The organism is Agrobacterium sp. ST15.13.015 (assembly GCF_027871645.1).
Taxonomy (GTDB): domain Bacteria; phylum Pseudomonadota; class Alphaproteobacteria; order Rhizobiales; family Rhizobiaceae; genus Agrobacterium; species Agrobacterium leguminum.
The window spans coordinates 66,989-93,184 of sequence record NZ_JAQAHF010000011.1 but is presented as its reverse complement, the minus strand read 5'-3'; the positions used below and the strand labels follow the sequence as shown (position 1 = coordinate 93,184).

At 60.2% G+C, this 26,196-nt stretch carries 28 protein-coding genes and 1 tRNA gene; 15 read left to right on the top strand and 14 right to left on the bottom strand.

The genetic code is table 11. The annotated features are described in order from the left end of the window. Positions 1 to 360 precede the first annotated feature (360 nt). The gene (locus PIB16_RS17790; protein WP_003524993.1) at positions 361 to 1,053 is read left to right on the top strand and encodes a DUF599 domain-containing protein; all 693 of its coding nucleotides are present in this window, start codon (positions 361 to 363) and stop codon (positions 1,051 to 1,053) included. Positions 1,054 to 1,122: 69 nt separating this feature from the next. Beyond that, entirely contained in the window at positions 1,123 to 2,088 is a 966-nt protein-coding gene (locus tag PIB16_RS17785) for a heparan-alpha-glucosaminide N-acetyltransferase (protein ID WP_065655030.1), read from the top strand. Positions 2,089 to 2,356: 268 nt separating this feature from the next. On the opposite strand, the gene PIB16_RS17780 is transcribed toward PIB16_RS17785, so the two are convergent. Together PIB16_RS17780 and mgtE are read right to left on the bottom strand one after the other, a co-directional pair. Further along, the gene (locus tag PIB16_RS17780) at positions 2,357 to 2,743 is read right to left on the bottom strand and encodes a MerR family transcriptional regulator (protein ID WP_003524989.1); all 387 of its coding nucleotides are present in this window, start codon (positions 2,741 to 2,743) and stop codon (positions 2,357 to 2,359) included. A 72-nt stretch (positions 2,744 to 2,815) separates the two neighbouring features. After that, the gene (mgtE, locus tag PIB16_RS17775) at positions 2,816 to 4,243 is read right to left on the bottom strand and encodes a magnesium transporter (protein ID WP_065655029.1); all 1,428 of its coding nucleotides are present in this window, start codon (positions 4,241 to 4,243) and stop codon (positions 2,816 to 2,818) included. 392 nt (positions 4,244 to 4,635) lie between these two features. Here mgtE and PIB16_RS17770 point away from each other — a divergent pair, with 392 nt between their 5' ends. The 3 genes from PIB16_RS17770 to PIB16_RS17760 are packed head-to-tail and all read left to right on the top strand — an operon-like array spanning position 4,636 to position 7,750. Next, a complete protein-coding gene (locus tag PIB16_RS17770; RefSeq protein WP_271046072.1) occupies positions 4,636 to 6,936 on the top strand; it encodes an FdhF/YdeP family oxidoreductase in 2,301 nt (766 codons plus the stop codon). Then, entirely contained in the window at positions 6,936 to 7,238 is a 303-nt protein-coding gene (locus PIB16_RS17765) for a hypothetical protein (RefSeq protein ID WP_065655027.1), read from the top strand. Before PIB16_RS17770 ends, PIB16_RS17765 begins: the two co-directional genes overlap by 1 nt. Positions 7,239 to 7,255: 17 nt before the next feature. Next, a complete protein-coding gene (locus PIB16_RS17760) occupies positions 7,256 to 7,750 on the top strand; it encodes a peptide deformylase (protein ID WP_065655026.1) in 495 nt (164 codons plus the stop codon). A gap of 3 nt (positions 7,751 to 7,753) precedes the next feature. On the opposite strand, the gene PIB16_RS17755 is transcribed toward PIB16_RS17760, so the two are convergent. Then, on the bottom strand, positions 7,754 to 8,179 hold the full coding sequence (locus tag PIB16_RS17755) for an OsmC family protein (protein WP_271046071.1): 426 nt from the start codon (positions 8,177 to 8,179) through the stop codon (positions 7,754 to 7,756). A 111-nt stretch (positions 8,180 to 8,290) separates the two neighbouring features. On the opposite strand from PIB16_RS17755, the gene PIB16_RS17750 reads away from it, so the two are divergent. Continuing rightward, a complete protein-coding gene (locus PIB16_RS17750) occupies positions 8,291 to 8,458 on the top strand; it encodes a Thivi_2564 family membrane protein (protein ID WP_003502827.1) in 168 nt (55 codons plus the stop codon). A 77-nt stretch (positions 8,459 to 8,535) separates the two neighbouring features. On the opposite strand, the gene PIB16_RS17745 is transcribed toward PIB16_RS17750, so the two are convergent. Continuing rightward, complete coding sequence (locus PIB16_RS17745) at positions 8,536 to 8,961, bottom strand: PAS domain-containing protein (protein ID WP_333780000.1); 426 nt, start codon at positions 8,959 to 8,961, stop codon at positions 8,536 to 8,538. A 216-nt stretch (positions 8,962 to 9,177) separates the two neighbouring features. On the opposite strand from PIB16_RS17745, the gene PIB16_RS17740 reads away from it, so the two are divergent. After that, positions 9,178 to 9,423: a hypothetical protein gene (locus tag PIB16_RS17740; RefSeq protein ID WP_125145676.1), complete on the top strand. Its 246-nt coding sequence runs from the start codon at positions 9,178 to 9,180 to the stop codon at positions 9,421 to 9,423. A 197-nt stretch (positions 9,424 to 9,620) separates the two neighbouring features. Here PIB16_RS17740 and PIB16_RS17735 read toward each other — a convergent pair. Next, positions 9,621 to 9,705: transfer RNA gene (locus PIB16_RS17735), tRNA-Leu, on the bottom strand. A 189-nt stretch (positions 9,706 to 9,894) separates the two neighbouring features. On the opposite strand from PIB16_RS17735, the gene lipB reads away from it, so the two are divergent. From lipB to PIB16_RS17720, 3 genes are all read left to right on the top strand, one after another. Further along, complete coding sequence (lipB, locus tag PIB16_RS17730; protein ID WP_271046069.1) at positions 9,895 to 10,626, top strand: lipoyl(octanoyl) transferase LipB; 732 nt, start codon at positions 9,895 to 9,897, stop codon at positions 10,624 to 10,626. A 66-nt stretch (positions 10,627 to 10,692) separates the two neighbouring features. Then, the gene (locus tag PIB16_RS17725; protein WP_271046068.1) at positions 10,693 to 11,760 is read left to right on the top strand and encodes an NAD(P)-dependent alcohol dehydrogenase; all 1,068 of its coding nucleotides are present in this window, start codon (positions 10,693 to 10,695) and stop codon (positions 11,758 to 11,760) included. Between the two features lie 87 nt (positions 11,761 to 11,847). Beyond that, positions 11,848 to 12,783: a DMT family transporter gene (locus PIB16_RS17720; protein ID WP_271046138.1), complete on the top strand. Its 936-nt coding sequence runs from the start codon at positions 11,848 to 11,850 to the stop codon at positions 12,781 to 12,783. Positions 12,784 to 12,803: 20 nt separating this feature from the next. Here the strand turns inward: PIB16_RS17720 and PIB16_RS17715 are convergent, their stop codons facing one another. From PIB16_RS17715 to yajC, 5 genes are all read right to left on the bottom strand, one after another. Beyond that, positions 12,804 to 13,262 carry a hypothetical protein gene (locus PIB16_RS17715; RefSeq protein WP_078053016.1) on the bottom strand — a complete coding sequence of 153 codons (459 nt, stop codon included), beginning with the start codon at positions 13,260 to 13,262 and terminating at the stop codon, positions 12,804 to 12,806. Between the two features lie 145 nt (positions 13,263 to 13,407). After that, on the bottom strand, positions 13,408 to 14,253 hold the full coding sequence (locus PIB16_RS17710) for a phytoene/squalene synthase family protein (protein WP_078053017.1): 846 nt from the start codon (positions 14,251 to 14,253) through the stop codon (positions 13,408 to 13,410). A gap of 23 nt (positions 14,254 to 14,276) precedes the next feature. After that, positions 14,277 to 14,669: an Mth938-like domain-containing protein gene (locus PIB16_RS17705; RefSeq protein WP_003524967.1), complete on the bottom strand. Its 393-nt coding sequence runs from the start codon at positions 14,667 to 14,669 to the stop codon at positions 14,277 to 14,279. Further along, complete coding sequence (gene secDF, locus PIB16_RS17700) at positions 14,669 to 17,242, bottom strand: protein translocase subunit SecDF (protein WP_269827690.1); 2,574 nt, start codon at positions 17,240 to 17,242, stop codon at positions 14,669 to 14,671. Before secDF ends, PIB16_RS17705 begins: the two co-directional genes overlap by 1 nt. A gap of 80 nt (positions 17,243 to 17,322) precedes the next feature. Further along, on the bottom strand, positions 17,323 to 17,670 hold the full coding sequence (gene yajC / locus PIB16_RS17695) for a preprotein translocase subunit YajC (RefSeq protein ID WP_003524964.1): 348 nt from the start codon (positions 17,668 to 17,670) through the stop codon (positions 17,323 to 17,325). Between the two features lie 206 nt (positions 17,671 to 17,876). Here yajC and PIB16_RS17690 point away from each other — a divergent pair, with 206 nt between their 5' ends. Further along, positions 17,877 to 18,749 (top strand): ATP-binding protein, encoded by an 873-nt coding sequence (locus tag PIB16_RS17690; protein ID WP_003524963.1) that lies wholly within the window; start codon positions 17,877 to 17,879, stop codon positions 18,747 to 18,749. Positions 18,750 to 18,910: 161 nt separating this feature from the next. Further along, positions 18,911 to 20,101 (top strand): formaldehyde dehydrogenase, glutathione-independent, encoded by a 1,191-nt coding sequence (gene fdhA, locus PIB16_RS17685; RefSeq protein ID WP_003524961.1) that lies wholly within the window; start codon positions 18,911 to 18,913, stop codon positions 20,099 to 20,101. Between the two features lie 97 nt (positions 20,102 to 20,198). Here fdhA and PIB16_RS17680 read toward each other — a convergent pair whose 3' ends face one another. Further along, positions 20,199 to 20,858: a TetR/AcrR family transcriptional regulator gene (locus PIB16_RS17680; protein ID WP_271046067.1), complete on the bottom strand. Its 660-nt coding sequence runs from the start codon at positions 20,856 to 20,858 to the stop codon at positions 20,199 to 20,201. Positions 20,859 to 20,969: 111 nt separating this feature from the next. Between PIB16_RS17680 and PIB16_RS17675 the strand changes: the two genes are divergently transcribed. Continuing rightward, the gene (locus PIB16_RS17675; protein WP_271046066.1) at positions 20,970 to 22,364 is read left to right on the top strand and encodes a cytochrome P450; all 1,395 of its coding nucleotides are present in this window, start codon (positions 20,970 to 20,972) and stop codon (positions 22,362 to 22,364) included. Between the two features lie 55 nt (positions 22,365 to 22,419). On the opposite strand, the gene PIB16_RS17670 is transcribed toward PIB16_RS17675, so the two are convergent. From PIB16_RS17670 to PIB16_RS17660, 3 genes are all read right to left on the bottom strand, one after another. Then, the gene (locus tag PIB16_RS17670) at positions 22,420 to 22,623 is read right to left on the bottom strand and encodes a DUF3126 family protein (RefSeq protein ID WP_003524869.1); all 204 of its coding nucleotides are present in this window, start codon (positions 22,621 to 22,623) and stop codon (positions 22,420 to 22,422) included. 141 nt (positions 22,624 to 22,764) lie between these two features. Then, positions 22,765 to 23,589 carry a serine O-acetyltransferase gene (gene cysE, locus PIB16_RS17665; protein ID WP_065115719.1) on the bottom strand — a complete coding sequence of 275 codons (825 nt, stop codon included), beginning with the start codon at positions 23,587 to 23,589 and terminating at the stop codon, positions 22,765 to 22,767. Between the two features lie 202 nt (positions 23,590 to 23,791). Further along, on the bottom strand, positions 23,792 to 24,568 hold the full coding sequence (locus tag PIB16_RS17660) for an alpha/beta fold hydrolase (RefSeq protein WP_271046065.1): 777 nt from the start codon (positions 24,566 to 24,568) through the stop codon (positions 23,792 to 23,794). Positions 24,569 to 24,738: 170 nt separating this feature from the next. Between PIB16_RS17660 and PIB16_RS17655 the strand changes: the two genes are divergently transcribed. Then, complete coding sequence (locus PIB16_RS17655; RefSeq protein WP_035261222.1) at positions 24,739 to 24,984, top strand: zinc-finger domain-containing protein; 246 nt, start codon at positions 24,739 to 24,741, stop codon at positions 24,982 to 24,984. 30 nt (positions 24,985 to 25,014) lie between these two features. Next, on the top strand, positions 25,015 to 26,196 hold the full coding sequence (locus tag PIB16_RS17650) for an FAD-dependent monooxygenase (protein ID WP_271046064.1): 1,182 nt from the start codon (positions 25,015 to 25,017) through the stop codon (positions 26,194 to 26,196).

Genomic DNA, 26,196 nt, shown 5'->3' with positions numbered 1-26,196 from the left:
GAAAACAAGACCTGCCTGCAGGATGCCGGGCATATCAGCCTTGGCGACTCCGGATACCGGAAACACCGGTCCTGATGAAAGGCTAGGTGCGAACGGCCATCCTGTCAATCGGTCCCTGCCGTTAGCCAAAAATCAGGCGGAACCGGAACGCAAAACCTTAATCCGGAACCGGCAGACCTGTCGTCCGCGACTGGATTGATAAAGCGACTTGGTTACCGGAAAGTTAGCGAAAAACCGAATGATGAAACCGCAACGCCAAAGGAGAATATGGAGTGACGGCAGCCGCCGCCATTGCCTTGCCATGGCCTTCAAATCAATATGCTTTCGAAGATTCGCAAACAGCAAGGTGGCCTGCCCGTGATGACCGTCATGGACTATATCTCGATCGTCGTTTTCATCCTGTTATGGGCCGTCTATACCCATGTCACGACGGGAACGAGGCTATTTTCGAGAGCCAGCCTCAATCAGGCCATGGCCGAGCGTCGGCGAGACTGGATCATGAATTCGCTGAAGCGCGACCTGAAGATGATCGACACGCAGATCATGGCCGGCCTGCAGAACGGCACCGCCTTTTTCGCTTCCACCTCCATCTTCGCCATCGGCGGATGTTTCGCCCTTCTGGGCGCGACAGAACAGGTCGAATCGGTGTTTCGCGACATGCCTTTCGTGCATTATGCCGGGCGCACGGCCTTCGAACTGAAGGTCATCGGACTCACCTGCCTGTTCGGTTATTCCTTCTTCAAGTTCGGCTGGTCCTACCGCCTGTTCAACTATTGCACGATACTGTTCGGCGCCATTCCCATGGTCCACGATGTCGGCGCCGATCGCGAGGCGGCGGAGCGGGCGGCGGAAAACGTCATAAAGATGAACATCATCGCTGCTAAGAACTTCAATGACGGCCTGCGGACCATCTTTCTGTCCATCGGTTATCTCGGCTGGTTCATCAGCCCTTACGTCTTCATCGCCAGCACGGTCATCATCATCGTGGCGCTGTTACGCCGCCAGTTCTTTTCCGAAGCGCGACGCGCCATCATGGAAGAAAACAGGCCTTGAAATAGCCGCACTTCAAGGGCCAAGCCCAGCGTGATACCGGCCTCCCCGAAAGCTTGAAAAACGGAAACCATGGACACGAACGCAGCCGCAAACGAAAACCGCCGCAAAGGCCGCATAGGCGGTCTCGACACCCTGCGCGGGCTGGCCCTCATCGCCATGGCGTCCTACCACTTCACGTGGAATCTGGAATATTTCGGCTATCTCGAACCCGGCACGGCGACGACCGGCCTGTGGAAGCTCTATGCGCGCGGCATCGCCAGCTCGTTCCTGTTTCTGGCCGGTTTCAGCCTGTTTCTCGCCCATGGCAAGGGCGTGAACTGGCCGTCCTTCGGCAAGCGTTTTGCCATGGTGGCCGGCTCGGCGCTGCTCATTACCGTCGCCACCTATTTCGCCTTTCCGGACAGCTTCATCTTCTTCGGCATATTGCACAATATCGCCGCCGCAAGCCTTGTCGGGCTGCTGTTCCTGCGAGCACCCGCGGCCGTGACGCTGCTTTTTGCAGTGGTTGCTTTCATCCTGCCGCACTATCTGCAATCGGAACTGTTCAACGCAAAATGGCTGGCCTGGATCGGTTTTTCCACCATGCCGCCCCGCTCGAACGATTATGTGCCGCTGCTGCCCTGGCTTGCGCCCTTCCTCGCCGGACTTGCGGTCTCGCAATTCGTCACACCGCGCGACTGGCTCGACCGCTTTCGAAGCCCGAGTTCGCCTCGCAACCTGATTGCAGGCGCCGGCCGTCACAGCCTTGCCTTTTACCTCATCCACCAGCCGGTGCTGATCGGTCTAGTCTACACGCTGTCACTCATCGCCCCGCCCCCGCCTGTCGATCAGGTCGAGCTTTACAAGTCGAGCTGTGAAAAGAGCTGCGTCGAGCAGGCGAACGGACTGGAACTGTGCCAGCGGTTCTGCGGCTGCACGCTGGAGAAGCTGCAGGCGGAAAACCTGTTCGACACGATGATGGAAGGCAAGCTCAGCGCCGATCAGCAGACGAAGGTCAGCGAGGTGGCGAAGCAGTGCACGGTTGAGGCGCAGTAGGCTCAGGTAGCCAGAACGTTAGCGCTTGCCGCCTTTTCTTCTCCCCGCCGGGGAGAAGGTGGCCCGAAGGGTCGGATGAGGGGGCAACGTCGGCGATAAATCGAGAGCTTGCCCCCTCATCCCGCTGCCGCGACCTTCTCCCCGGCGGGGAGAAGAGACAAGCGAAACCCGCTCGTTCCATATGCAACAAAAGTGAAAAGGCTTCGGAGCCATTCTTGACAGCTACGTCAACGGAATAGCCAACACCGCTATAGGGCCGGGGCCGGCTTCAAGTCCCCACGCCGATTTCGGCAAGCCGCGTCAGACAGGCTTCTTCGACATTGTCGAGTTCCGCCAGCGTCTCTTCGATGTCCTTGCGTTTTTGCCGAAGCTCCGCGCGCTTTTCATCGACCTTCTTCATCAGAAGCACCAATTGGCCCGATTCGCCCGGCGGTTCCTTGTAGACGTGGATGATTTCGCGAATTTCGGAGATCGTGAAACCGATACGGCGGCCGCGCAGGATTTCCTGAATGAGGCGGCGGTCCGCAGCCCTGAAAAGCCGTGTGCGCCCGCGACGCTCAGGGTGAATCAGCCCCTCGTCCTCGTAAAATCTCAAGGTACGGGTGGAAACACCGAATTCGCGTGTCAGTTCGGTTATGCTATAATACTTGTCCAAGGGCCTATCCGATTCATAACCGGATGATATTATTTGACCTTCACGTAAAAGTCAATTTTCGCCCGCCTCGCCTTACCCGGAAATACCGTACCACCAGGTCGCGATCCCCAGAAAGGCGAAAAAGCCGACAATATCGGTGACCGCCGTGACGAAGACCGCCGAGGAGACCGCCGGGTCTGCCCCGAACTTGTCGAGCACCAGCGGAATGAGAATGCCCGCCAGCGCCGCCGCCAGCATGTTGAGACACATGGCCGTGGCGATGATGCCGCCAATATGGATATCCTGAAACCAGATACCGGCAACAATGCCGATGGCGCAGCCGAACAGCATGCCGTTCAGGATACCCACACCCGCCTCACGCCGGATGATGCGCGCGGCGTTGTGAATATCGAGGCTTTTGGTGGCAAGTGCCCGCACCGACACCGTCATGGTCTGCGACCCGGCATTGCCGCCCATGCCGGCCACCGCCGGCATCAGGATCGCCAGCGCGACGATCTGCTGGATCGTCGCATCGAACAGGCTGATGACGGAGGCGGAGAGAAAGGCGGTGATGAGATTGACCGCAAGCCAGGGCACGCGTGAACGCGATGTGCTGGCAATCGAGTCCGACAGTTCTTCGTCACCGACACCGCCAAGGCGCAGCAAATCCTCTTCGGCCTCTTCCTGAATGACATCCACCACGTCATCGATGGTCAGCACGCCCACCAGTCGGCCGTTGTTGTCGACCACGGCGGCGGAGAGAAGGTCGTATTGCTCGAAAAGCTGCGCGGCCTCTTCCTGGTCCATTTCCGCCGGAATGGAGTGGTTGGTCTCGTGCATGATGGTTTCGATCTTCACCTGACGCTTGGCGCGCAGCACCTTGTCGAGATCGAGCGCGCCGACCAGCTTGAAGGTGGGATCGATGACGAAGATCTGCGTGAAGGAATCCGGCAGCTCCTCCTCCTCGCGCAGATAATCGATGGTCTGCCCCACGGTCCAGAACGGCGGCACGGCCACGAATTCCGTCTGCATGCGGCGGCCGGCCGAGCTTTCCGGATAATCCAGAGCCCGCATCAGCCGCACACGTTCGGTGAACGGCAGTTGCGAGAGAATATCCTCGCGGTCCTCGTCGTCGAGGTCCTCGAGAATATAGACGGCGTCGTCCGAATCCAGCTCGCCGATACCGGCTGCGATCTGCTCGTTCGACATCTGGTCGACGATATCGAGACGGATACCCTCATCCACCTCGGTCAGCGCCGTCATGTCGAAGTCGGAACCGAGAAGACGCACCAGCGCATGGCGCTGTTCCGGCAGGATGGATTCCAGCAGGTCGCCGAGTTCGGATTCGTGCAGCCGCGCCACGTTCTTGCGCAGGAAAAGCAGATCGCGGTCAGCGATCGCGGCACCCACCATCGTCAGAAAATCCGAGCGGACGGAGCCGTCTTCTGCGTAAATATCGGAGGGCGCTTCCGCAGGCTTCATGTCCTCGGGCGCGACAGGATCGTCGTCACGGTCTGTCATCTGGCGTCCCCTTGTATTCAAATGCCGCAGTGCACGGATGCGCAGGCAGAATGGCGTTAAAAGGTTTATTGTCAACAACCGGATAGCGGCAAATAAACAAGCTCTCCGGCTGCGACGAAAAATCCATACGACATTCCCCTTCCTCTTCGCAGGCTTAGCCACGGGCAGCGGCTATAGGCATGTTTAGCCAGGCTTTGCAGCTTGTTTTGCGACAACGCCCACCCCCTTTACGCCGTTCCCGTTTTAAATGTCGAACGGGCGAACAAAGGTTTCGCCGCAATGCACAATTAAGACATTGACAGGCAGCGTGGAACGGCGCTTCTGGATAGGCATTTGACAAACGGCAAACGCCGACGGGCGGCACGAGAAGACAGATTCCGGGAATCAGGAACATGAGCAAGACGGACTTCATTGGCAAGGCATCGACAGCCGCAGGCGGCTGGGGCGCACTCAAAAGCGTCGGCAAACGCCTTCTTGAATCCGGCGCCCCGATTTCCGGCGCCCGCACGCTTTTGAAGACCAACCAGCCGGATGGATTCGACTGCCCTGGCTGCGCCTGGGGCGACCCGGAACACGGCTCGTCTTTCGAATTTTGCGAGAACGGCGTCAAGGCCGTGTCATGGGAAGCGACGGAGGCCCGCGTGCCGCCGGACTTCTTCGCCAGCCGCACCGTCTCGGAACTGCGCGGCTGGTCCGACTACGATCTGGAAAAACAGGGCCGCCTCACCCATCCCATGCGTTATGACCGGGCGAGCGACAAATATCTGCCCGTCTCCTGGGACGATGCCTTCGCCGAAATCGGCCGTATCCTCAACAGCCTCGACAGCCCGGACCGGGCGGAGTTCTATACCTCCGGCCGCGCCTCCAACGAGGCGGCCTTCCTTTATCAGTTGATGGTCCGGCTTTACGGCACCAACAACTTCCCCGATTGTTCGAACATGTGCCACGAAGCGAGCGGCGTCGGCCTGAAGGCTTCGATCGGCGTCGGCAAGGGCACCGTTTTGCTCGAGGATTTCGAACAGACGGACGCCATTTTCGTCATCGGGCAAAATCCCGGCACCAACCATCCCCGCATGCTGGGCGACCTGCGCCGCGCCGCCCTTCGCGGCGCTCGCATCGCCGTTTTCAACCCCATCCGTGAAAAGGGTCTGGAACGCTTTGCCGACCCGCAGGACAAGGTGGAGATGATTACCGGCGGCAGCACCCGCATCGCCACCAATTATTACCAGCCGCGCCAGGGCGGCGACATGGCGGCCGTGCGCGGCATGAGCAAGGCGGTCTTCGCCGCTGACGATGCCGCAAGGGCAGCGGGCGAACCCGCCATCATCGATTACGACTTCATCGCCGAACATGCGGCGGAGTTCGAGGCCTATCGCGCCGCCGTCGATACGACGAGCTGGGAAAGCATCCTCGACCAGTCCGGCCTCACCCGCGCGGAGATCGAGGAAGCCGCCCGTATCTACATGAATGCCGGTTCCGTCATCGCCACCTGGGCCATGGGCGTCACCCAGCACAAGCATTCTGTCATCATCGTTCGCGAGATCACCAATTTCATGCTGCTGCGCGGCAATATCGGCCGTCCGGGCGCCGGCCTTTGCCCGGTGCGCGGCCATTCCAACGTGCAGGGCGACCGCACCGTTGGCATCGACGAAAAGGCCCCGCCAGCGCTTCTCGAAGCGCTGGAAAAGGAACTCGGCGTCCCCATGCCGCGCAAGCCTGGCCACAATACAGTCGAAGCCGTCGCTGCGATGCTGGACGGCGAGGCTCAGACTTTCATCGCGCTCGGCGGCAATTTCATGCGCGCGACGCCCGACAGCCCGCTGATCGTTAAAGCCTTCGAAAAGCAGAAGCTGACCGTCAACATCGCCACCAAGCTCAACCATTCGCATCTGGTGCCGGGCGAAACCTCCTTCGTGCTGCCCTGCCTCGGCCGAACGGAAATCGACCGCAATTCGGCCGGTCGCGCGCAGATCGTCACGGTGGAGGATTCCATGAGCATGGTGCACGGTTCCGGCGGCATCAATCCGCCGGCCTCGGATGAGCTGCGTTCGGAAGTCGCCATCGTCGCCGGTATCGCCGAGGCGACGCTTGGCAATGTCCATGTCGACTGGAAGGCGCTTGCCGATGACTACGATCTCATCCGCGACATGATCGAGCGGGTCATTCCCGGTTTTGATAATTTCAACGAGCGCGTCCGCGTGCCGCGCGGTTTTCATCTGCGCAACGCAGCAGCCGAACGGGAATGGAACACGCCGGCGAAAAAGGCCACCTTCTATAGCGGCCCCTTGCCCGAACAGACCGAACACCAGCAGGCGCTCACGCGCGACGACCTGTTCGTATTGCAGACCTTCCGCAGCCACGATCAATACAACACCACGATCTACGGCATGGATGACCGTTATCGCGGTGTCTATGGCGAGCGCCAAGTCATCTTCATGAACCCGAAGGATATGGAAGCGCTCGGCGCTCATTCCCGCCAGCGCGTCGATGTCATCGGCGAATATGGCGACGGCGTGGAACGCATCGCAAAGAATTTCCGGCTGGTGCCCTATAATATCCCGCAGGGCAGCGTCGGCGGTTATTATCCCGAACTGAACGTGCTGGTGCCGCTGTCGAGTTATGGCGAAGGCAGTTTCACGCCGACATCGAAATCGGTGCTCGTCTCCGTTCGCCTGCGCCGGGATGCCTCCTGATGGAAGAGGAGCAATCCACTGCGGCGTTCATGGCGGCGGTGGAGCGGGTTCAGGAAAGCGCCTCAAAGGCGCTGACCGCCACGGGCGCAGCGATCCTTCTTTCGGTTTATCTGACCATCGGCGCTGACAGCCGCAGTATCGCCAACCGGCTGGGGCTTGCACACGCCCTCATTCTGCGCGAAATCACTTCCCTGTCGCCACGTTTCGTGCGGGTGACAAAACGCGATGCCCGCACCCAGCGCAGCTTTCTGGAGGCAACCGAAGAAGGACAGACCCTTGCGGCGGCGTCCCTGCGGATTTGAAACGAACGGAGCATTCCTTGGCAATCAGGCCGATCCTGCCCTACCCCCATCTCGGCTTGTCCGAAATCTGTCCGCCGGTCACGGCTTTCGACGGGCAATTACAGGAGCTGGTGGCGGACCTGATCGACACGATGCGCGCCGCACCCGGAGTCGGCATCACCGCCGCCCATATCGGCGTCAAGCAGCGAGTTTTCGTGCTGGAGCTGACACCGGGAACCGTGCTTACCTACATCAATCCTGAAGTCGTCAGCCAATCCACGCAGACCATGCGCCATATGGAGGGCAGCGTCTCCATGCCGGGATTTACCGACGAGGTGGAGCGGCCCTCCGAAATCGAGGTGAGATTTCAGGACATATCCGGCGGCGAACACCGACAGACCGCCGAGGGATTTCACGCCATCTGCATCCAGCACGAGATCGACCAGCTGGACGGCATTTTCTGGCTGAAGCGCCTCTCGAAGCTCAAGCGCGACCGGCTGGTGAAAAAATGGGAAAAATCCCGGAAATCCTGATGGTCAGCCGGTAATCGAAAGTGAAAATTCCGCATCGCCCTTCAGCGTGTTGCTGACGGTGCAGATATCCTCGGCCATATTGGCGATGGCGCTGCGCGTGGCCTCATCGAAATCCCCCTTTATCTCTATCCGGACATCGAAACGCACGATCCGCGATGGCTCCTCCTCAGCCTTTTCGCCGGACACATGCACCATGACCTTTTCGAACCGGTCGAGCACGCCCATGCGGCTCGCCGCAATCCGGGCGCTGAGCGCCAGACAGGCCGACAGCGACGAATAAAGAAGGTCGAGCGGATTGAAACCCGGCTCCGAGGCCGCCGTCACCACCGTCAGGGCGCCTCCGGTGGCCGTGACGACATCGGGATGCCCGAGACGGCCAAGAGTGACGACAGCGCCCGTCGGCCGCTTTTTAACCCTGAACTGATTCATGCCCGACCTCACACCGCGATTTCGCCCGATGGAACCAAAATTAGCCTCGCGCTTTTACTCACGCAACGGTGAACGACCGTTGAGTATTGATTGAAAAGGGAGCTGGGACATATGGTTACATCTACGCTCGTCAGCATTCTGATCACCTTCCTGGTGATTGTGCTCGTCTTGTGGCTTATCGCGCGACTGCCGGTCGGCGGCGGTGCGAAACAGATCGCACAGGTGATCGTCATCATCATCGGCATTATTTCGCTGCTGAAATATCTCGCCGTCTTCTGATGTCCCCGCACGGTGCAGACGAAAAAAAGGCGGCGAAAGCCGCCTCTTTTTATGCGCGGTTTTCACCCGTCCGGTCGCTATTGCCGAGGCTCGAACTGATAGGTTTTTTTCAGGGTAATATCCCGAACGCTGCCAATACCCAGAAACGGCGTATTGTCGGCATCGAAAATCGCCCTGCCCTTCGCCACGATCCACCGATCCGACCCATCCGGCAGATTGACCTTGTAGCGCTGGTCGAAAAACACCCCGGTAGTGATGCTCTCAAAAATGGCCTGCGCCACCTGATCGCGCATCTCGACGTCGATTCTTTCGAGAATCTCCTCGATCGTCACCCCACGCGACGCAACCGGCTCCGAAAACCCATGGCATTCCGCAGTGACCGCATCCATGATCAGCCTGTTATCGGAAATACTCCACATGTAATAGCCAAGCGGATTGTCTGAATCCGTTTTGTCCCCCTGCACGAAAACCCCCAGACATATTTTCCTGACAAAAGCTAACATCGGACCTCTAATATTCCACCCCTCCTTTTTGTAGGGGGAAACGCACGGCTACTACAGCGTGCATCGATATCCACTGAAATTTGACGATGACCGAATCCAGCTGGAGCATTTCCAGTAAAAGTGCGTAGCGGTTTTACGTCCCGGAATGCGAAAAAACAAAGCGATAGAGCACGCCCCACGATTCCGTTTTGACCGGACGTGCTCCAGGTTTCCGAAATGGACGATAAATTTCGAAGAGGCATCGCAAAACCACCTGCCTGCGCCTACATGGCTTGTGATGACATGTCGAAGGAGTTCAATATGGTGCGAGCCGCCCTCACGTTCGGATTGCTGACCGCAACCGTCTTTCTGGCCGGATGCCAGACCTGGCATAGTCCATATCGTGGAAACGAGTGGCGCATGGATCAGGTCATGGATGGTGACCCCTACCGTGTCGGTGACGGCCAGCGCAACCGACGCTGATCCACCTCGTCCATTCAATTCGAACGGCGGCAGGTCGATAATTTGCCGCCCTTAATTCGTGGCGCTCTGGCCGCGGGATAAAGCAGATTGGTCTGGTTGGGACATATCCAATGCGGCCCAACGAACCGGGGACCGGAAACAGAAGGCAAGCTAAACGACTGGCTAAAAAAGAAAAAACCCGCCGAAGCGGGTTTCTTTGGTGCGGTCGAGAAGACTCGAACTTCCACGGGTTGCCCCACAGCGACCTCAACGCTGCGCGTCTACCAATTCCGCCACGACCGCATCGTGGTAGGCGTCGACTTGCGCCGACGGGGGTGCATGTAGCAAAAGGATTTTCGGTGCACAAGAGCGTCGTGACAGTTTTTTGAAATTAAAAATCGCACCGCACCATCCTATATGCAGGAAGCCCGGAAATGCTGGGGTTGCGGCCCTGTCGCCATTTTGCGAGAAGGCTGTGGAAAGGACTTTTTCATGCTCACACGCACCGATATCGAGACAAACATGCTGCCCGCCCCCGGTTCGCCGCCCGTTCGCTGGCGAATCTCGGAAGGCCTCGTCCCTTATGAGCAGGCAATTGAGCAAATGGAGCGTGAAGTCGCCGCCATTGCCAGCGGCGAGGCCGACGAACTCGTCTGGCTTCTGGAACACCCGCCGCTCTATACCGCCGGCACCAGCGCCGATGCCGCCGATCTCATAGAGCCGGAGCGTTTCCCCGTCTTCGCCACGGGTCGTGGCGGTGAATATACCTATCACGGGCCGGGACAGCGGGTCGTCTATGTCATGCTCGACCTGAAGCGTCGGCGGCAGGATGTCCGCGCCTATGTGGCGGCGCTGGAGGATGTCATCATCCGCACGCTCGACAAGATGAATGTGCGTGGCGAGCGGCGCGAGGACCGCGTCGGCGTCTGGGTCCGGCGGCCGGAAAAACCGCTGCTTCCCGATGGCGGCATGGCCGAGGACAAGATCGCGGCACTTGGGATCAGGCTGCGCAAATGGGTGAGCTTCCACGGGCTCTCGATCAACGTCGATCCGGACCTCTCGCATTTTTCCGGCATCGTTCCCTGCGGCATCAGCGCCTATGGCGTCACCAGCCTTGTCGATCTTGGATTGCCGGTTATGATCGGCGACGTCGACGTTCTGCTGCGCGAGGCCTTTGAGGAGGTGTTTGGCGAGGCAGTGCCCGAAACCGGCGCAAGCGGCTGATCCCACCGCAACCTTTGCCGCAGGCCGGTGTTTCCAGCATCGATCACCACAAGAGGAGGAACGATCATGTTCACAACGTCCGCCTATGCCTGCGATGACGGTTCTTCGCCGATGAAGCTCGCGACCATCACGCGTCGCGATCCCGGCCCGCGCGATGTCGAAATCGAGATCGAATTCTGTGGCGTCTGCCACTCCGATATCCACACTGCCCGCAGCGAATGGCCGGGCTCCCTCTATCCCTGCGTTCCAGGCCACGAAATCATCGGCCGCGTCGGCCGTGTCGGCGCGCAGGTCACCCGGTTCAAGGCGGGCGACCGCGTCGGCGTCGGCTGTATCGTCGATAGCTGCCGGGAATGCGCAAGCTGCGCCGAGGGGCTGGAGCAATATTGCGAAAACGGCATGACCGGCACCTATAATTCGCCCGACAAAGCGATGGGCGGCGGCGCGCATACGCTCGGCGGTTATTCCGCCCACGTCGTCGTCGATGACCGTTACGTCCTCAATATTCCCGAAGGCCTCGATCCGGCGGCAGCAGCACCCCTGCTCTGCGCGGGTATCACCACCTACTCGCCGCTGCGCCACTGGAACGCCGGACCAGGCAAGCGTGTCGGCGTTGTCGGTCTTGGCGGTCTTGGCCATATGGCGGTCAAGCTCGCCAATGCCATGGGCGCAACCGTGGTGATGATCACCACCTCGCCCGGCAAGGCGGAGGACGCGAAAAAGCTCGGCGCCCACGAGGTGATCGTCTCGCGCGATGCCGAGCAGATGAAGAAGGCCGCTTCGAGCCTCGATCTCATCATCGACGCCGTGGCCGCCGACCATGACATCAACGCCTATCTGGCGCTGCTGAAACGTGACGGCGCGCTGGTGCAGGTGGGCGCACCGGAAAAGCCGCTCTCGGTTATGGCCTTCAGCCTCATTCCCGGCCGCAAGACCTTTGCCGGTTCGATGATCGGCGGCATTCCCGAGACGCAGGAAATGCTGGATTTCTGCGCCGAAAAAGGCATCGCTGCCGAAATCGAGATGATCGATATCGATCAGATCAACGACGCTTATGAACGCATGATAAAAAGCGATGTGCGTTATCGTTTCGTCATTGATATGAAGAGCCTGCCGCGCCAGAAGGCCGCCTGACCCCGGAAGGGGGCGACCTTGCGGGCGTCCCCTCTCCCGTCGGACCTTTTGGTCGAAAGCGCAGCCTGACCCATGACTCCCCGATCCATGACCAGCCAGACCGGTTTCAACGATATCGCCAAGGGCATGACCATCATGGCGGGTTGCATGCTGGTGCTGCCGGTCATGGATGCGATTGCCAAATACATGGCGGTGAGCGGCGGCATGTCGCCGGCGCAGGTGACCTTCTACCGCTTCTTTTTCCAGGTGCTCTGCACCCTGCCGCTGCTGCTCGTGGTGTCGCCCAGGGCGCTGTTCAGCGCCAAGCGGCCGTGGATGAACTGCCTGCGCGGCGTCCTGCACGCCTCGGCCAGCCTGATGTTTTTCGCCGCCGTCAAATACATGCCGCTCGCCGATGTCTTCGCGATCTATTTCGTCGAACCTTTCATGCTGACGATGATGTCGGCCCTCTTCCTCGGCGACAAGGTGGGCTGGAAGCGCTGGACGGCGATTGTGGTCGGGTTCGGCGGCGCGCTGATCGTCATACAGCCCAGCTTCGAAATCTTCGGCTGGACGTCGCTCCTGCCAGTCGCCTGCGCCTTTCTTTATACGCTCTACCTTTTCCTGAACCGCGCCATCGGCGATGCCGACAGCCCGTTGGTCATGCAGACAATGTCCGGCATGGCGGGAACCGTGTTCATGGGGGCGGCACTTTTCGCCGGCGATGCGCTGGGCGACAAGGATTTTGCCGTCTCGCTGCCGCAATCCGGCTTCGCACTTGCCCTGCTTGTATTGTTGGGATCGATATCCGGCTACATGCACCTGCTGATTGTCAGGGCCTTCCGGCTGGCGCCGCTCTCTCTGCTGGCGCCGTTCCAGTATTTCGAGATCATCTCGGCGACGATTCTCGGTTATGCGCTGTTTTCGGACTTCCCGACGCCGTCGAAATGGCTCGGCATCCTCATCATCGTCGCATCCGGCCTGTTCATCATCTGGCGCGAGCGCCAGCAGGCCGGTGCGACCCCGCCGCTTGACGGGCAGTGACAGCCGACACCTGACGTGCCTCAACCGTTCGAGGGCAGCGGGCCTTCGTCGTGATGGTCCTGCGCCTCCACGAGACTGCCGAGCAGCCAGAGGGAAACCTCGGCCGCCTCTCCGGCCGATTTGAACCGGTATGAGGCGCTATATTTCGGCATGTCGAAAAAGGTGACAACGAAACCGTCACCGCTTTCAAGACTTTCGACCCGGATGCGCTCGGGATCGATCATCACGCACACATAATGCGATCCCATATTGCGCATGAAGCCGGCCTTGTTGTCGTGCAGCCGCACGAAGGCTGCGCCGCCATCAGCCGTCATATGCAGACTTCTGATCGCCTCATTGGGAAAGGCGCGGGCGAAATCCATGATCGCCTGCCCCACATCATGACTGTTATCCTCATCCGTCGCCCGCGACATGCGCCAGGCATAAACAGCGAAGACCGAAAGCAGCACGAAAACGATAATCCAGATCGCAATACTCATCCGGGACGCTCCCTCAGCATCGAAACATCAAGACTCGCGAATCGAAACGATGCGAACCCGGTTCAGGTTCATATAGACCGAGGCTTGTGTGAAGTGTGGCTTTGTGGGATCGACGTCGTTTCGCAGTCTGGCGCGATCCGTGCCATCAGAAACGCTTGAGGAGGGAAGCCTTTGCCAGCAGCCATTGCCGGCGAAGCTGCGACAGCTGCAGGTCGCCGTCGAATACGCCACTCCCAGCCTTACGGGCGGCGGCGATGACCGGCCCGGACAGGGCGACGGGAAGATAGGCGGCAAAGACATTTTTTGAAATCTTCGCGCGTCTCGCCTTCTCAATATGATCCAGCGCATGGGCCGCGAAAATTTCGATGGCGATGCCGATGCGCTGCCTGTCCTGCCCTTCAAGAAATGTTTCGCGGTCGAGCCCGGCCGCAGCCAGCATATCGGCGGGAATATAGACCTGCCCGCGACGCCGGTGCAGCGGCATGAGCAGCAGCATGCCCGCCATGGCCTGCGCCACGCCCGCGTGCCCTGCCGCCTCCGCGCTGGATGCGGCGTCTTCAGCGGAAAGCACGAGGCTTGCAAGCTGGATCAATGCGGATGCGGTCTCTCCGGCATAGCCTTCCAGCGCATTGCGATCCTCGAACAGGTCGTCATAGAGATCGAAGATGCGCGCCTCGATCATATTGGCGAGAACCGGGCGCGGCAGGCGATAGTGCTCGATGGTCGTCAAAAGCGCTGCAGCCACCGGGTGGGACTGGCTGTCGCCATGTGGATTGCCGTCGAGAAGATCGCGCCACCATTGCATGCGCACCTCGCCGGGCAGCGCTTCGCGCACGGAATCGCGGATGCGGGCAATTTCGGCATTGAAGGCGTATAGCGCCGCAAGCGCATTACGCCTGTCGGCAGGCGACAGAAGACAGGCGAGATAGCGGTCGCGATCGGTATCGCGCAGCGTCGCGAGGCAGACGTCGAGATTTTCTGTGGGTGCCATGGTTCCCCGCGCGAAACGTCCTGTCAGCCTTCGACGGCAATCAGCGCCGCGGCCACGGCACGCGATTCCGACAGCATGATGTTATAGGTGCGCACGGCAGCACCCGTGCTCATCGGGTCGACGGAAATGCCCGCTTCCTTGAAGGCGGCGCGCAATTCCTTCGGCAGAACCCGCATGCCGTCGCCCGTGCCGATCAGCAGCACTTCGATATCCTGCGCTTCCGCCAGAACCTTTTCGAAATGTCCGACCGTCAGTTCTTTCGCATCGACAGGCTCCCACCCATAGATGCCCGAAGGCAGGAGCAGAAGCGAACCGCGATGCGACATGTCGGCAAAACGGAACCCGCCATTGCCATAGGCATCGATGGGCGCCCGGCCGGGAAAATGGGCCGGGCGTATTTCAATCCCGCCGGCCATCAGACGGCAGGCTTGCCGCCAATGGCGCCGGTGTTGTTTTCTTTCTTGTCGTCCTTCTCGTCTTCCGCATCCTTGCTATCAGGACGCAGCTTGAAGGCGATCAGCACCGGAGCGGCGATGTAGACCGAGGAGAACACGCCGATACCGACACCGAACAGCATGGCGAAGGTGAAGGAACGGATGACCTCGCCGCCGAAGAGATACAGTGCCAGCAGTGCCAGAAGTACGGTCAGACCGGTAAGGATCGTACGCGACAGAGTCTGGTTCAGCGACACGTCGATGATCATGGAAAGCGGCATCTTCTTGTATCGCCTGAGGTTTTCACGGACACGGTCGTAGATGACGACGGTGTCGTTCAGTGAATAACCGATGATCGTCAGGATCGCCGCGATACTGGTCAGATTGAACTCTATCCCCAGGAAGACGAACAGTCCGATCGTGAAGACAACGTCATGCACCATGGAGATGACCGCGCCGAGTGCAAACTGCCACTCGAAGCGAACCCAGATGTAGACCATGATCGCCGCCATGGCGAGCATAACGCCGATGGTGGAGGTAACGGTCAGGTCGCCGGAAACGGCAGGACCCACCACTTCCACGCGGCGGAAGTCGTATTTGTCCTCAAGCTCGCCGCGTACCATGGTGATGGCGGACTGCTCAGCATTTTCGCCGCCGTCCTGCGCCTGAATGCGGATGAGAACATCCTGCGGCGTACCGAAATTCTGCGCCTGGATTTCACCGAGGTTGAGCTGGTTCAGACGATCGCGAATATCGGCCAGATCGGCTTCACCCTGCTTGGCGCGCACTTCGATGACCGAACCGCCCTGGAAATCGATGCCGAGGTTCAGACCCTTGGCCACGAAACCGCCGACGCAGGCGAGCATGATGGCGCCGGTGATCATGAACACCACGCGGCGATAACGCATGAAGGGAATGTCGCGACCGTCGAACATGGCGGTGCGGACACCCTTCGGCAGGTGTTTCGGACGGCTGCGGCGAACCCAGTAGCCGAACATCCACGCTGTTAGCGTATAGGCCGTGAAGACGGTCGTGATGATACCGACGGCCAGCGTAACCGCGAAGCCTTTGACCGGGCCGGTACCCATGTAGAACAGCACGCTTGCGACGATCAGCGTCGTCAGGTTGGCGTCGATGATAGTGGCGAAGGCGCGGGTAAAGCCGTTATCCAGTGACTGGATCAGCGGTTTGCCGCTCTTCACCTCCTCGCGTATTCGCTCATAGATCAGAACGTTCGAATCCACGGCCATGCCGATGGTCAGGACGATACCGGCAATACCCGGCAAGGTCAGCGTCGATCCGATAACACTCAGCACCGCAAGCAGCATGACGACGTTGACGATGAGGGCGATATTCGCCAGCAGGCCGAAGAAGCCATAAAAGACGAACATGAAGATGAGGACGCCGACCGCGCCAATGGCGCTGGCCGTCAGACCGGCGGTGATGGAGTCGTTACCGAGGCTCGGGCCGACCGTGCGTTCTTCAACCACGGTCAGCGTGGCCGGCAGCGCACCGGCGCGCAGCAGAACCGCAAGGTCGTTCGCGCCCTGTACCGAGAAATTACCGGAAATCTGCCCCGAACCGCCGATGATCGGCTCACGGATGACAGGTGCGGAGATGACCTGATTGTCGAGCACGATGGCGAAAGGCTTGCCGACATTCTGCTGCGTCGCCTGCGCGAAGCGCTGCGCACCGCGGCTGTCGAAGCGGAAGGTGACAACCGGCTCGTTGGTCTGCTGGTTGAAGCTTGCCTGCGCGTCGACGAGATTGTCGCCGGAAACAAGCGCGCGACGTTCCACCAGATAGGGAACCGGCGGATCGTCCTGCGAATAGAGAACCTCGGAGGTCGCGGGCGGACGGCCGTTCATCGCCTCCTGCACCGGCATCGTCGTATCGACCATGCGGAAGGAGAGCTTTGCCGTCTGGTTCAGAAGCGACTTCAGGCGCTGCGGATCCTGAAGGCCAGGCACCTGCACGATGATGCGGTCCGAACCCTGACGCTGGATGAGCGGCTCGGTGGTGCCGACTTCGTCAACGCGACGGCGCACGACTTCGATGGATTGCGAAACGGCGGATGACAGGCGGTAGTCGATGCCTTCATCCGTCAGGTTGAGCCTGAGCAGATTGTCGCCGCCGTCATTCATCGTCACTTCGGTGATGGAGCCGCCGACCAGCGTGCCGGCGGACACCGGCTGCGTCAGGTCGCGAAGCGCGTTCTTGGCGGCCTCCACCTGAGCGGGATCGCTGATGCGGACCTGAATCTGCTGGCCGTTGCCGGTCAGCCCCGAATAGCGGATGTTGGCGTCGCGAAGCTGCGTGCGCACATCGCCCACGATCGTTTCAAGCCGTTCCTTGACGATGTCGGAACGCTCGATCTTGAGCATGATGTGCGAACCGCCCTGAAGGTCGAGACCGAGCGTTACCTTGTTGTCCTTATACCAGGCAGGCATGCCCTCCAGCTGTTTGTCCGTAAACAGGTTGGGAGAGGCGATGAAGACGCTTGCCAGCACAAGCAGCCAGATGAAGACTGTTTTCCAACGGGAAAAATGAAGCATTTCGATCTCGGTCAGGGTTGGGGTAGCGCTTTGCGCAACCCGTCAAAATTCGCAATCGGGCATTCGATAATCCGGCAGGATCAGGAAGCGGCTTCCGTCTTGACCACTTCGCCCTTCACACGCACTTCGGCAATGTAGGCACGGGCGGCACGGATTTTCACGCCTTCGGCGATTTCGACTTCGAGTTCATTGTCATCGATGACCTTGGTCACCTTGCCGACGATGCCGCCGCCGAGAACGACCTGATCGCCACGGCGAATATTGGTCAGCGTTTCCTGGCGCTTCTTCATCTGCGCGCGCTGCGGGCGGATAAGGAAAAAGTACCAGACCACCATAAGCGGCGCAAACAGGAAAAGCATTTCAAGGCCGGAACCGAAGGCCGATGCGCCGCCCGCTGCGTCCTGGGCAAAAGCTTGACTAATGAACATATAAAACTCCTCAGAATTACGGCACGACCTTGGATGCCGCCCCAGCTTTCAAGCCGCCGGAATATAGTGGGGAACGCCGGGATTGCAACAGATGCAGGGCCCACGCCGTACCGATTCCGGACCTCTTAACCTTTATGGGCCTGAAACGCCATGCTAGGCCGGGCGCAAAACAGAGTTTTGAACACCAGACAAGCGGAAGAAACACCATGATTCGAGAAGAAACGGCCTCCCTGCTTCTTTCAGAACTGCGCCGGCTCACCATCGCCGTGGAACGTCTGGCCGGACCGGCGCCCGCCGTAAACGACTGGAATGCGGCCGATTGTTTCGTCTGGGCGCCAGTCAACTCCTTTATCCAGCCGGTTCCCCGCCCCAACCGCATTGCCCTGAAGCTCATCCGTGGCGTCGATCATGTCCGCGACATTCTCCACGAAAACACGCTGCGTTTCGCGGAAGGTTTTGCCGCCAATAACGTGCTGTTGTGGGGCGCGCGCGGCATGGGCAAATCCTCGCTGGTCAAGGCCGTTCACGAAGATGTGCGCGCGGCAAGCGGCGTTTCGCTGAAACTGGTGGAAGTGCACCGCGAGGACATCCACACCCTGCCCGCTTTGCTCGATATATTGAAGGCCTCCGGCCATCGCGTCATCGTCTTCTGCGACGACCTCTCCTTCGACCATGACGATACGGCCTATAAATCGCTGAAGGCGGCGCTCGACGGCGGCATCGAAGGCCGGCCGGACAATGTGCTGTTTTATGCGACCTCCAACCGCCGCCATCTTCTGCCGCGCCACATGATGGAAAACGAGCAGTCCACCGCCATCAACCCTTCGGAAGCGGTGGAGGAGAAGGTTTCGCTCTCGGACCGTTTCGGCCTGTGGCTCGGTTTCCACAAATGCGGCCAGGAAGATTATCTGACGATGATCGACAGCTATGCGGCGCATTTCGATCTGGGTCTTGACCGCGAAACGCTGCATCACGAGGCGCTGGAATGGGCGACCACGCGCGGCGGCCGCTCGGGCCGTGTCGCCTGGCAATATATTCAGGACGCCGCCGGCCGCCTCAGAAAACCGCTCGACAGATAACGCCACCGTGACATCGGGCGAAACGCGGTGTCGTTACGACCACACCGCGTGTCGTATTCCCGAACGCCACATCTCCCCTCACATGGTTTGCTGCACCCATGGAGTCACCTGTTTCCGGAGGAGCGGACAGGTACGGTGTTCAAACCATGGAGGAGATGGATATGAGCAGGAATAGAGGCGTCGTCTACATGCGGCCGGGTCAGGTCGAGGTTCGCGATATCGATGACCCGAAGCTTGAGGCGCCGGATGGCCGCCGCATCGAGCACGGCGTCATTCTCAAGGTCATTTCCACAAACATCTGCGGCTCCGACCAGCATATGGTGCGCGGCCGCACAACGGCGATGCCGGGCCTCGTCCTCGGCCATGAAATCACCGGCGAAGTCATCGAAAAAGGCGTCGATGTCGAAATGCTGGAAATCGGCGATATCGTCTCCGTGCCCTTCAACGTCGCCTGCGGCCGCTGCCGCTGCTGCAAGTCGCAGGATACCGGCGTCTGCCTGACGGTGAACCCGTCCCGCGCCGGCGGTGCTTATGGTTATGTCGATATGGGCGGCTGGATCGGCGGACAGGCCCGTTATGTCACCATCCCCTATGCCGATTTCAACCTGCTGAAGTTCCCGGACCGCGACAAGGCGATGTCGAAGATCCGCGACCTCACAATGCTCTCCGACATTCTGCCGACCGGCTTCCATGGCGCGGTCAAGGCGGGCGTCGGCGTCGGCTCCACGGTCTATGTCGCGGGCGCCGGCCCGGTCGGCCTTGCCGCCGCCGCATCCGCCCGCATTCTGGGTGCTGCGGTCGTCATGATCGGCGATTTCAACAAGGATCGCCTTGCGCACGCGGCAAAAGTCGGTTTTGAACCCGTCGATCTTTCCAAGGGCGACCGGCTGGGCGACATGATCGCCGAAATCGTCGGCACCAACGAAGTGGATAGCGCCATCGACGCCGTCGGCTTCGAAGCGCGCGGCCATGCGGGCGGCGAACAGCCGGCCATCGTTCTCAACCAGATGATGGAAATCACCCGCGCCGCCGGCTCCATCGGCATTCCGGGCCTCTATGTCACCGAAGACCCCGGCGCAGTCGATGCGGCGGCGAAACAGGGCAGCCTGTCGCTGCGCTTCGGCCTCGGCTGGGCAAAGGCGCAATCCTTCCACACCGGACAGACGCCGGTGCTGAAATATAACCGCCAGCTCATGCAGGCGATCCTGCACGACCGCCTGCCGATTGCCGATATCGTCAACGCCAAGATCATCGCGCTCGACGATGCAGTGCAGGGCTATGAAAGCTTCGATCAGGGCGCGGCCACCAAGTTCGTCCTCGATCCGCATGGCGATCTCTTGAAGGCTGCCTGATACTTCAGCGGCATATGGCTGATAATTGTAAAGGCGCCCGCGACGGATATCGTCGCGGGCGTCCCTGTTTTCCGGCCCTGTCACTACCCGGTGAAACTTACGGCTCCCCTACCAGCAGCGCCTCCAGCTCGGCTTTCGCTTCCGGGGAGAGATAGGGCCTGAACAGGCTTGAGACCTGCTTCAATCCCCAGTCCAGCTGCGGCGGACCGAACTCGGTGATGCCTTCCTGAAGGTTGAGATAGGACGCCCAATAGGTGGAGACGATCCATAGGTTCGTCAAAACGGCAGGCCGTTCTTCCTCCGGTATCGCGGCGAGGCCCGCTTTCTCCATGCGCGCGACGATATCGCCGACGGCAAGGCGCATCGCGGCGCTTATGGTTCGCACGGGCTCCACCAGCGCCGGGGCGGAAGAGACAAGACCGACCAGATCGCGAAACAGGAACCGGTAGTCCCACACCAGCGAAAACCAGAGCCGCAGAAAACCGGCATAGGTTGCCGCCGCTCCCTCATCGGCCCCGTCAATCTTTCCGACAATTGCCAGCGCATCGGCTTCGAACTGGGCAAACAGCGCTAGAACCAGTGCTTCCTTGGTGCGGAAGTGATAATAGAGATTGCCCTCATTGATCTCCACCGCCCTTGCGATTTCGGCGGTCGTCACATGGTCAGGCCCGCGCTCGTTAAACAGAGTAAGAGCGGCGTCGAGAATTCTCTGGCGTGTGGGACGTGCTGCCGTCCGCGCGGTACTGCTTTTCTTCATTGATTTCGAACCCGACCATTGAAATCTAAGGTATGCACCTTAAATACCCACAATAAGGTATACACCTTAACAGGAAATGTAAGTGTTCAACGCGGACAAAGGACCTGTAAAATGACCGGAACCGACCTTCGCACCGCCTCCCCGGATACGCCCGGAATCGCTCCCGTCTCCAAATTCGCAACCGCTCGCGTCGCGCTGTCGCTCATCCGCAATCCGCTGAAGGCTCTGCCGCCGGAAATTTTCAGCGAGCCGGCGGTCTTTACCCGTCTCGGCGGCGTCATGCGGGTTCATCTTGCCGATCCCGCGCTTATTCATGAGGCGCTTGTCAAGAACGCCCATCTGCTCGGCAAGGGCGAAGATGTGCGCCGCGCCCTCGGCCCCGCGCTCGGCCAGGGACTTCTGACGGCCGATGGCGATCACTGGAAGTGGCAAAGGCAATCCGTCGCCGCAGCATTCCGGCACGAGAAGCTGCTGGAATTGCTGCCGGTCATGATCGACGCCGCGCGCCGCACGCAACAGCGCTGGCACGCATCGCCCGCCGGCGACATCGATATCGGCCATGAGATGATGCGGACGACCTTCGATATCATCGTCGAAACCATGATGTCCGGCGGCCACGGCATCGATATAGCCCGCGTCGAGCAAAGCATCACCGATTATCTGAAACCCACGGGCTGGACCTTCGCACTCGCCATGCTGGGCGCACCGGAATGGCTTCCGCATCCGGGCCGGCGCAAGGCGCGCGCGGCGGTGGATTATCTTCGCTCCAGCCTTGCAACCGTCATTTCCGAAAGGCGACAAAATCCGATCGAGAGGAACGATCTGGTTTCCATGCTGCTCGAAGCGAAAGATCCGGAAACGGGGCGCATGATGAGCGACACGGAAATCATCGACAATCTCCTGACCTTCATCACCGCCGGTCATGAAACCACGGCCCTAGGCCTTGCCTGGACCTTCCATCTGCTCTCGCAAAACAGCGACGTGGAGCGCAAGGTCATCGACGAGATTGAAGCCGTTACCGCCGGTGAACCGGTCGCGGCCGACCATATCGCCCGCCTGACCTACACCAGACAGGTATTTTCGGAAGCGATGCGGCTTTACCCGCCCGCCCCTGTCGTGACACGCACGGCATTGCAGGACTTCAGGCTCGGCGAACACGATATCCCGGCCGGCACCGTTCTTTATGTGCCGATCTACGCCGTCCACCGGCACACGACGCTGTGGGAAGAACCCGACCGCTTCGACCCGTCGCGCTTCGAGCCCGAAAAGGTCAAGGCGCGCCACCGCTATGCCTATATGCCCTTCGGCGCTGGCCCGCGCGTCTGCATCGGCAATGCCTTTGCCATGATGGAGGCTGTCGCAATCCTCGCCGTGCTTTTGCAGAACGACCACCTCAGGAACAAAAGCCCGGCAAATACCGAGCCGCTGATGCGGGTCACCTTGCGGCCGGAAAACCGTCTGATGATGCAGGTCAGCAGCCGAAAAAACAAATCGCCCGCGGCGTAACCGCCACGGGCGACTGGTTCAGTACGAAACTCCATCCGTCACCGGATGGTGACGATCACAGATCGACGTCGAGGATCGCCATGGAGAAGTTGTAGGAGCGGTCGCCGTCTTCGTCATCGATATAAACGACGCCGAGAAACTCTTCGCCAAGATACACTTCGGCGGAATCGTCCTTGCGCGGACGCGCCTTGACCACCATCGTCGGATTGAAGGTGCGCTTGAAATAGGCGTCGAGTTTTTTGATTTCGTCGGCTTTCACCACTATTCTCCTGTGCGGTTCGCGTTGGCCCGCTTTTGGCATGGGACAAAGGCCAAAGTAAAGTGAAAGCGGCAAGTCATCCGTGTCTTCCACACGGACGACCATGAAAATGCCGGCCCCATCGGGGCGCGACAGGGCCGGTCAGATATCGGCCCCGATAAGCTGGTCCATCAGGCGCGAGGGTTCGGAACACCCTGCTTCTCCCACCACACGCGCCGGCACGCCGGCAACGGTCGTCTTGGGCGGAACCGGCTTCAGCACCACCGAGCCGGCGGCGATGCGCGAGCAGCTGCCGATCTCGATATTGCCGAGGATTTTCGCCCCCGCCCCGATCATCACGCCATTGGCGATCTTCGGATGGCGGTCCGCCCCTTCCTTGCCGGTGCCACCGAGCGTGACGCCGTGAAGGATGGAGACGTTGTCGCCGATCACGGCCGTCTCACCGACCACCAGCCCGGTGGCATGATCGAGGAAGATGCCCTTCCCGATGCGCGCGGCCGGATTGATATCTGTCTGGAAAATGCTCGAAGAGCGGCTCTGCAGATAAAACGCGAAGTCCTTACGGCCCTTCTGCAGCAGCCAGTGGGCGAGCCTGTGGGTCTGGATGGCCTGAAACCCCTTGAAATAGAGGAGCGGCTCCATGAAGCGCGTGCAGGCCGGATCGCGGTCGTAAACGGCCTGAATGTCGACGCGCAGCACGCTTCCCCATTCCGGCCAGTCATCCAGCATGTCCTGGAAGGTCTGGCGCAGAAGCACGGCCTGCATGTCGGGATGATCGAGGAGTTCGCAGATGCGGTAGATCACACATTCTTCGAGAGACCGGTGATTGAGGATCGTCGAATAAAGGAAGGCCGAAAGCAGCGGGTCCTGTGCCGCGGCGCTGCGGGCTTCATTGAGCAGGCTGCCCCAGATGGGATCGACGATCGCCAGCTGTTCGGGCTGACGGGCCTCGGTACGTGCGACCATGAATGGTCTCCTCGTTTGCAGTGGTCGTTCTTTATACAGAAAAAGACGTGCATTAGAAATGGGATTCGAATGACGACTTTAAAGGCGGCAAGGCTTCAGTTTTTCTTCATGCAGCATGAAAAACCGTTTCTTGCCGCGCCCTCAGCGTTGCCACATTTCCGGACGGAAAACCGGGCCTCGCTTTTCCTGAAAATGCTTCTGATCAAAGCGAGCGGTAAAATTCCAGCACCGCCGCCTTGAACACCCGGTCGCCGACGGCCAGCATGTGGTCGCGGCCGGGAATATCGATCGCCCGCGCATGCGGCATGATCGCGGCAAGCTCCGCAGCGGAACCGGCGATGTCGTCCTTCGTTCCAACCGCGATCAGCGTTGGCGCATCGATTTTCTCAGCCTGTTCGCGGGTGACGAGAACCCGCGACGTCTCGATACAGGCGGCCAGCGCCAGCCGGTCGCTTTTCGTCTGGTCGGCAAAGGCGCGGAACATGCGGCCGCGCTCATGGGTGACGACATCGAGCGAAGGTGCGAGAAGCGCCTCGGCAATCGGGTCCCAGTCGCCGACACCTTCGACCATGCCGATGCCGAGCCCGCCGAAGACCAGCGAACGCACGCGCTCCGGATGCGCCATGGCCAGAAAGGCGGAGATGCGCGCGCCCATGGAATAGCCCATCACATGCGCTTCGGCGATGCCGAGATGGTTGAGCAGCGCCACCGCATCATCGGCCATGACCGGAGGATAATATGCTTCGGAATCGTGCGGCTTGTCGCTTGCGCCGTGGCCGCGATTGTCGATGGCTATCACTCGGTAGCCCGCATCCCCCAGTGTTTTCAGCCAGCCGGGATGCACCCAGTTGACATTGGCGCTGGAGGCGAAGCCGTGGATCAGCAGAACCGGTTCGCCCGCCGGATCGCCCTCGTCGAAATAGGCAAGGCGAAGGCCGTCATGGGAAAAATCGGAAAACTGCGGCGTGTTGAGATTCATCAAGGACATCCTTTTTGCCGGACCATATGGCAGGAATTAGCAATGTTGAACATGTTTTGCTGACGATTTTTATGGAGATGCAATGCGTTTGAGGCTACATATCCGCAACGACGAGCCGGCACGCGAAGACGGATTGCGGCTCGATAACGATATTGCATTTGGAGACGAACATGGCCGGGCATTCCATTCCCCACTTCCAGAACGATGGCGGACACCGCATGATCGAGATCGGCGTCAAGGAATTCATGTGCACCGGCGCTTCCGTTCCTTACGATCATCCGCATATCTTCATCGATATGGGCGACGACAACGAGAAGGTCTGTTCCTACTGCTCCACCCTTTACCGCTACAATCCGTCGCTGAAGGCCGAGCAGACCAATCCTCCGGGCTGCGTCTTCCATGTGAAGGCCGCCTGACCTTCCACTTTTCCTGATCGGGGCGCACCAATGCCCATCAAATCCGTAGCCATTGTCGGTGCCGGCATCGCCGGTCTCACCGCTGCCCTTTCTTTTGCCCGGTACGGTGTCGACTGTGACATTATCGAACAGGCCGGTGAGCTGACGGAAGTGGGCGCAGGCCTGCAACTCTCGCCCAATGCCGCCCGCATTCTCGCCGAACTCGGCGTGCTGCCGGAAATCGAAGAGCGCTGGACCGAACCGGTCAGCGTTGAACTCGCCTCCGGAAAATCGCTTGCCACGCTGCTCTCGCTGCCGATGGGCGCGGTGGCGCGCAAACGCTGGGGCGCACCCTATGGCGTGCTGCACCGCTCGACGCTGCAGAATGCGCTTCTCCAGGCGGTGACACGAAACCCGCTCTGCCGCCTGCATCTCGGCAAGCGCATCGAAAACGCGACGGTGGACGTGATTGCCGCAACTACCTTCCGTGACCATGATCTGATCGTCGGCGCGGACGGCGTCTGGTCGGCGGCCCGCTTCGCGGTCCCTTCCGCCCCCACAGCCACCTTCTCCGGCAATATTGCCTGGCGCTTCACCGTTGCCGCAAATGAGGTGCCGTCAGCCATCAACAAGAGCGCAGTGACCGCCTATCTCGGTTCCGGCGGCCATATCGTCGCCTATCCGCTGAAGGAAGTCGGCGGTTTCAACATCGTCGCCATCGCGCTCGGTGCCGATCCCGGAGCAACCTGGCGGGCGGAATCGAGCGGGCGGCAGAAAGCCATGCTGATGGAACAGTTTCGCGGCTTCAGCCCGGATATCGTCCGATTGCTCGATTCGTCAGAGAATCCGACTTTCTGGCCGCTCTATCAGGCCGGCCCAGGCCGCTGGCACAATGGCCGCGACACGGTGCTGATCGGCGATGCGGCGCATGCCATGATGCCCTTCGCCGCACAGGGCGCGGCCATGGCGATAGAGGATGCTTTCGAACTTGCGGGAGCGACGGCAGGCGGCAATGCCGAAAAGCCCCTGCCCTTGCCGCAGGCCCTTGCCAGCTTCGAGGCCCTGCGCCTGCCGCGCATAGAAAAGGCCCGCAAGCGGGCCTCTCTCAATCGTTTTGCCTATCACGCGAGAGGCCCGGTGCGTATTGCGCGGGACTTCGTGTTTTCCACGCGCCCCACCGAAGCCTTCCTGAACGACTTCGACTGGCTCTACGGCTATCGTGCCAAAGGCTGA

Excerpts from the sequence above, each read along its gene's own strand:
- PIB16_RS17675 (WP_271046066.1), top strand. The coding sequence starts at position 20,970 with ATGACCGGAACCGACCTTCGCACCGCCTCCCCGGATACGCCCGGAATC.
- PIB16_RS17725 (WP_271046068.1), top strand. The coding sequence starts at position 10,693 with ATGTTCACAACGTCCGCCTATGCCTGCGATGACGGTTCTTCGCCGATG.
- PIB16_RS17755 (WP_271046071.1), bottom strand. The coding sequence starts at position 8,179 with ATGAATCAGTTCAGGGTTAAAAAGCGGCCGACGGGCGCTGTCGTCACT.
- PIB16_RS17785 (WP_065655030.1), top strand. The coding sequence starts at position 1,123 with ATGGACACGAACGCAGCCGCAAACGAAAACCGCCGCAAAGGCCGCATA.
- PIB16_RS17745 (WP_333780000.1), bottom strand. The coding sequence starts at position 8,961 with ATGTTAGCTTTTGTCAGGAAAATATGTCTGGGGGTTTTCGTGCAGGGG.
- PIB16_RS17650 (WP_271046064.1), top strand. The coding sequence starts at position 25,015 with ATGCCCATCAAATCCGTAGCCATTGTCGGTGCCGGCATCGCCGGTCTC.
- PIB16_RS17655 (WP_035261222.1), top strand. The coding sequence starts at position 24,739 with ATGGCCGGGCATTCCATTCCCCACTTCCAGAACGATGGCGGACACCGC.
- fdhA (WP_003524961.1), top strand. The coding sequence starts at position 18,911 with ATGAGCAGGAATAGAGGCGTCGTCTACATGCGGCCGGGTCAGGTCGAG.
- PIB16_RS17765 (WP_065655027.1), top strand. The coding sequence starts at position 6,936 with ATGGAAGAGGAGCAATCCACTGCGGCGTTCATGGCGGCGGTGGAGCGG.
- PIB16_RS17715 (WP_078053016.1), bottom strand. The coding sequence starts at position 13,262 with ATGAGTATTGCGATCTGGATTATCGTTTTCGTGCTGCTTTCGGTCTTC.
- PIB16_RS17750 (WP_003502827.1), top strand. The coding sequence starts at position 8,291 with ATGGTTACATCTACGCTCGTCAGCATTCTGATCACCTTCCTGGTGATT.
- PIB16_RS17720 (WP_271046138.1), top strand. The coding sequence starts at position 11,848 with ATGACCAGCCAGACCGGTTTCAACGATATCGCCAAGGGCATGACCATC.
- PIB16_RS17740 (WP_125145676.1), top strand. The coding sequence starts at position 9,178 with ATGGACGATAAATTTCGAAGAGGCATCGCAAAACCACCTGCCTGCGCC.
- PIB16_RS17690 (WP_003524963.1), top strand. The coding sequence starts at position 17,877 with ATGATTCGAGAAGAAACGGCCTCCCTGCTTCTTTCAGAACTGCGCCGG.
- PIB16_RS17680 (WP_271046067.1), bottom strand. The coding sequence starts at position 20,858 with ATGAAGAAAAGCAGTACCGCGCGGACGGCAGCACGTCCCACACGCCAG.
- PIB16_RS17790 (WP_003524993.1), top strand. The coding sequence starts at position 361 with ATGACCGTCATGGACTATATCTCGATCGTCGTTTTCATCCTGTTATGG.
- lipB (WP_271046069.1), top strand. The coding sequence starts at position 9,895 with ATGCTCACACGCACCGATATCGAGACAAACATGCTGCCCGCCCCCGGT.
- cysE (WP_065115719.1), bottom strand. The coding sequence starts at position 23,589 with ATGGTCGCACGTACCGAGGCCCGTCAGCCCGAACAGCTGGCGATCGTC.
- PIB16_RS17705 (WP_003524967.1), bottom strand. The coding sequence starts at position 14,669 with ATGGCCGGCGGGATTGAAATACGCCCGGCCCATTTTCCCGGCCGGGCG.
- PIB16_RS17710 (WP_078053017.1), bottom strand. The coding sequence starts at position 14,253 with ATGGCACCCACAGAAAATCTCGACGTCTGCCTCGCGACGCTGCGCGAT.
- PIB16_RS17660 (WP_271046065.1), bottom strand. The coding sequence starts at position 24,568 with ATGAATCTCAACACGCCGCAGTTTTCCGATTTTTCCCATGACGGCCTT.
- secDF (WP_269827690.1), bottom strand. The coding sequence starts at position 17,242 with ATGCTTCATTTTTCCCGTTGGAAAACAGTCTTCATCTGGCTGCTTGTG.
- mgtE (WP_065655029.1), bottom strand. The coding sequence starts at position 4,243 with ATGACAGACCGTGACGACGATCCTGTCGCGCCCGAGGACATGAAGCCT.
- PIB16_RS17770 (WP_271046072.1), top strand. The coding sequence starts at position 4,636 with ATGAGCAAGACGGACTTCATTGGCAAGGCATCGACAGCCGCAGGCGGC.
- yajC (WP_003524964.1), bottom strand. The coding sequence starts at position 17,670 with ATGTTCATTAGTCAAGCTTTTGCCCAGGACGCAGCGGGCGGCGCATCG.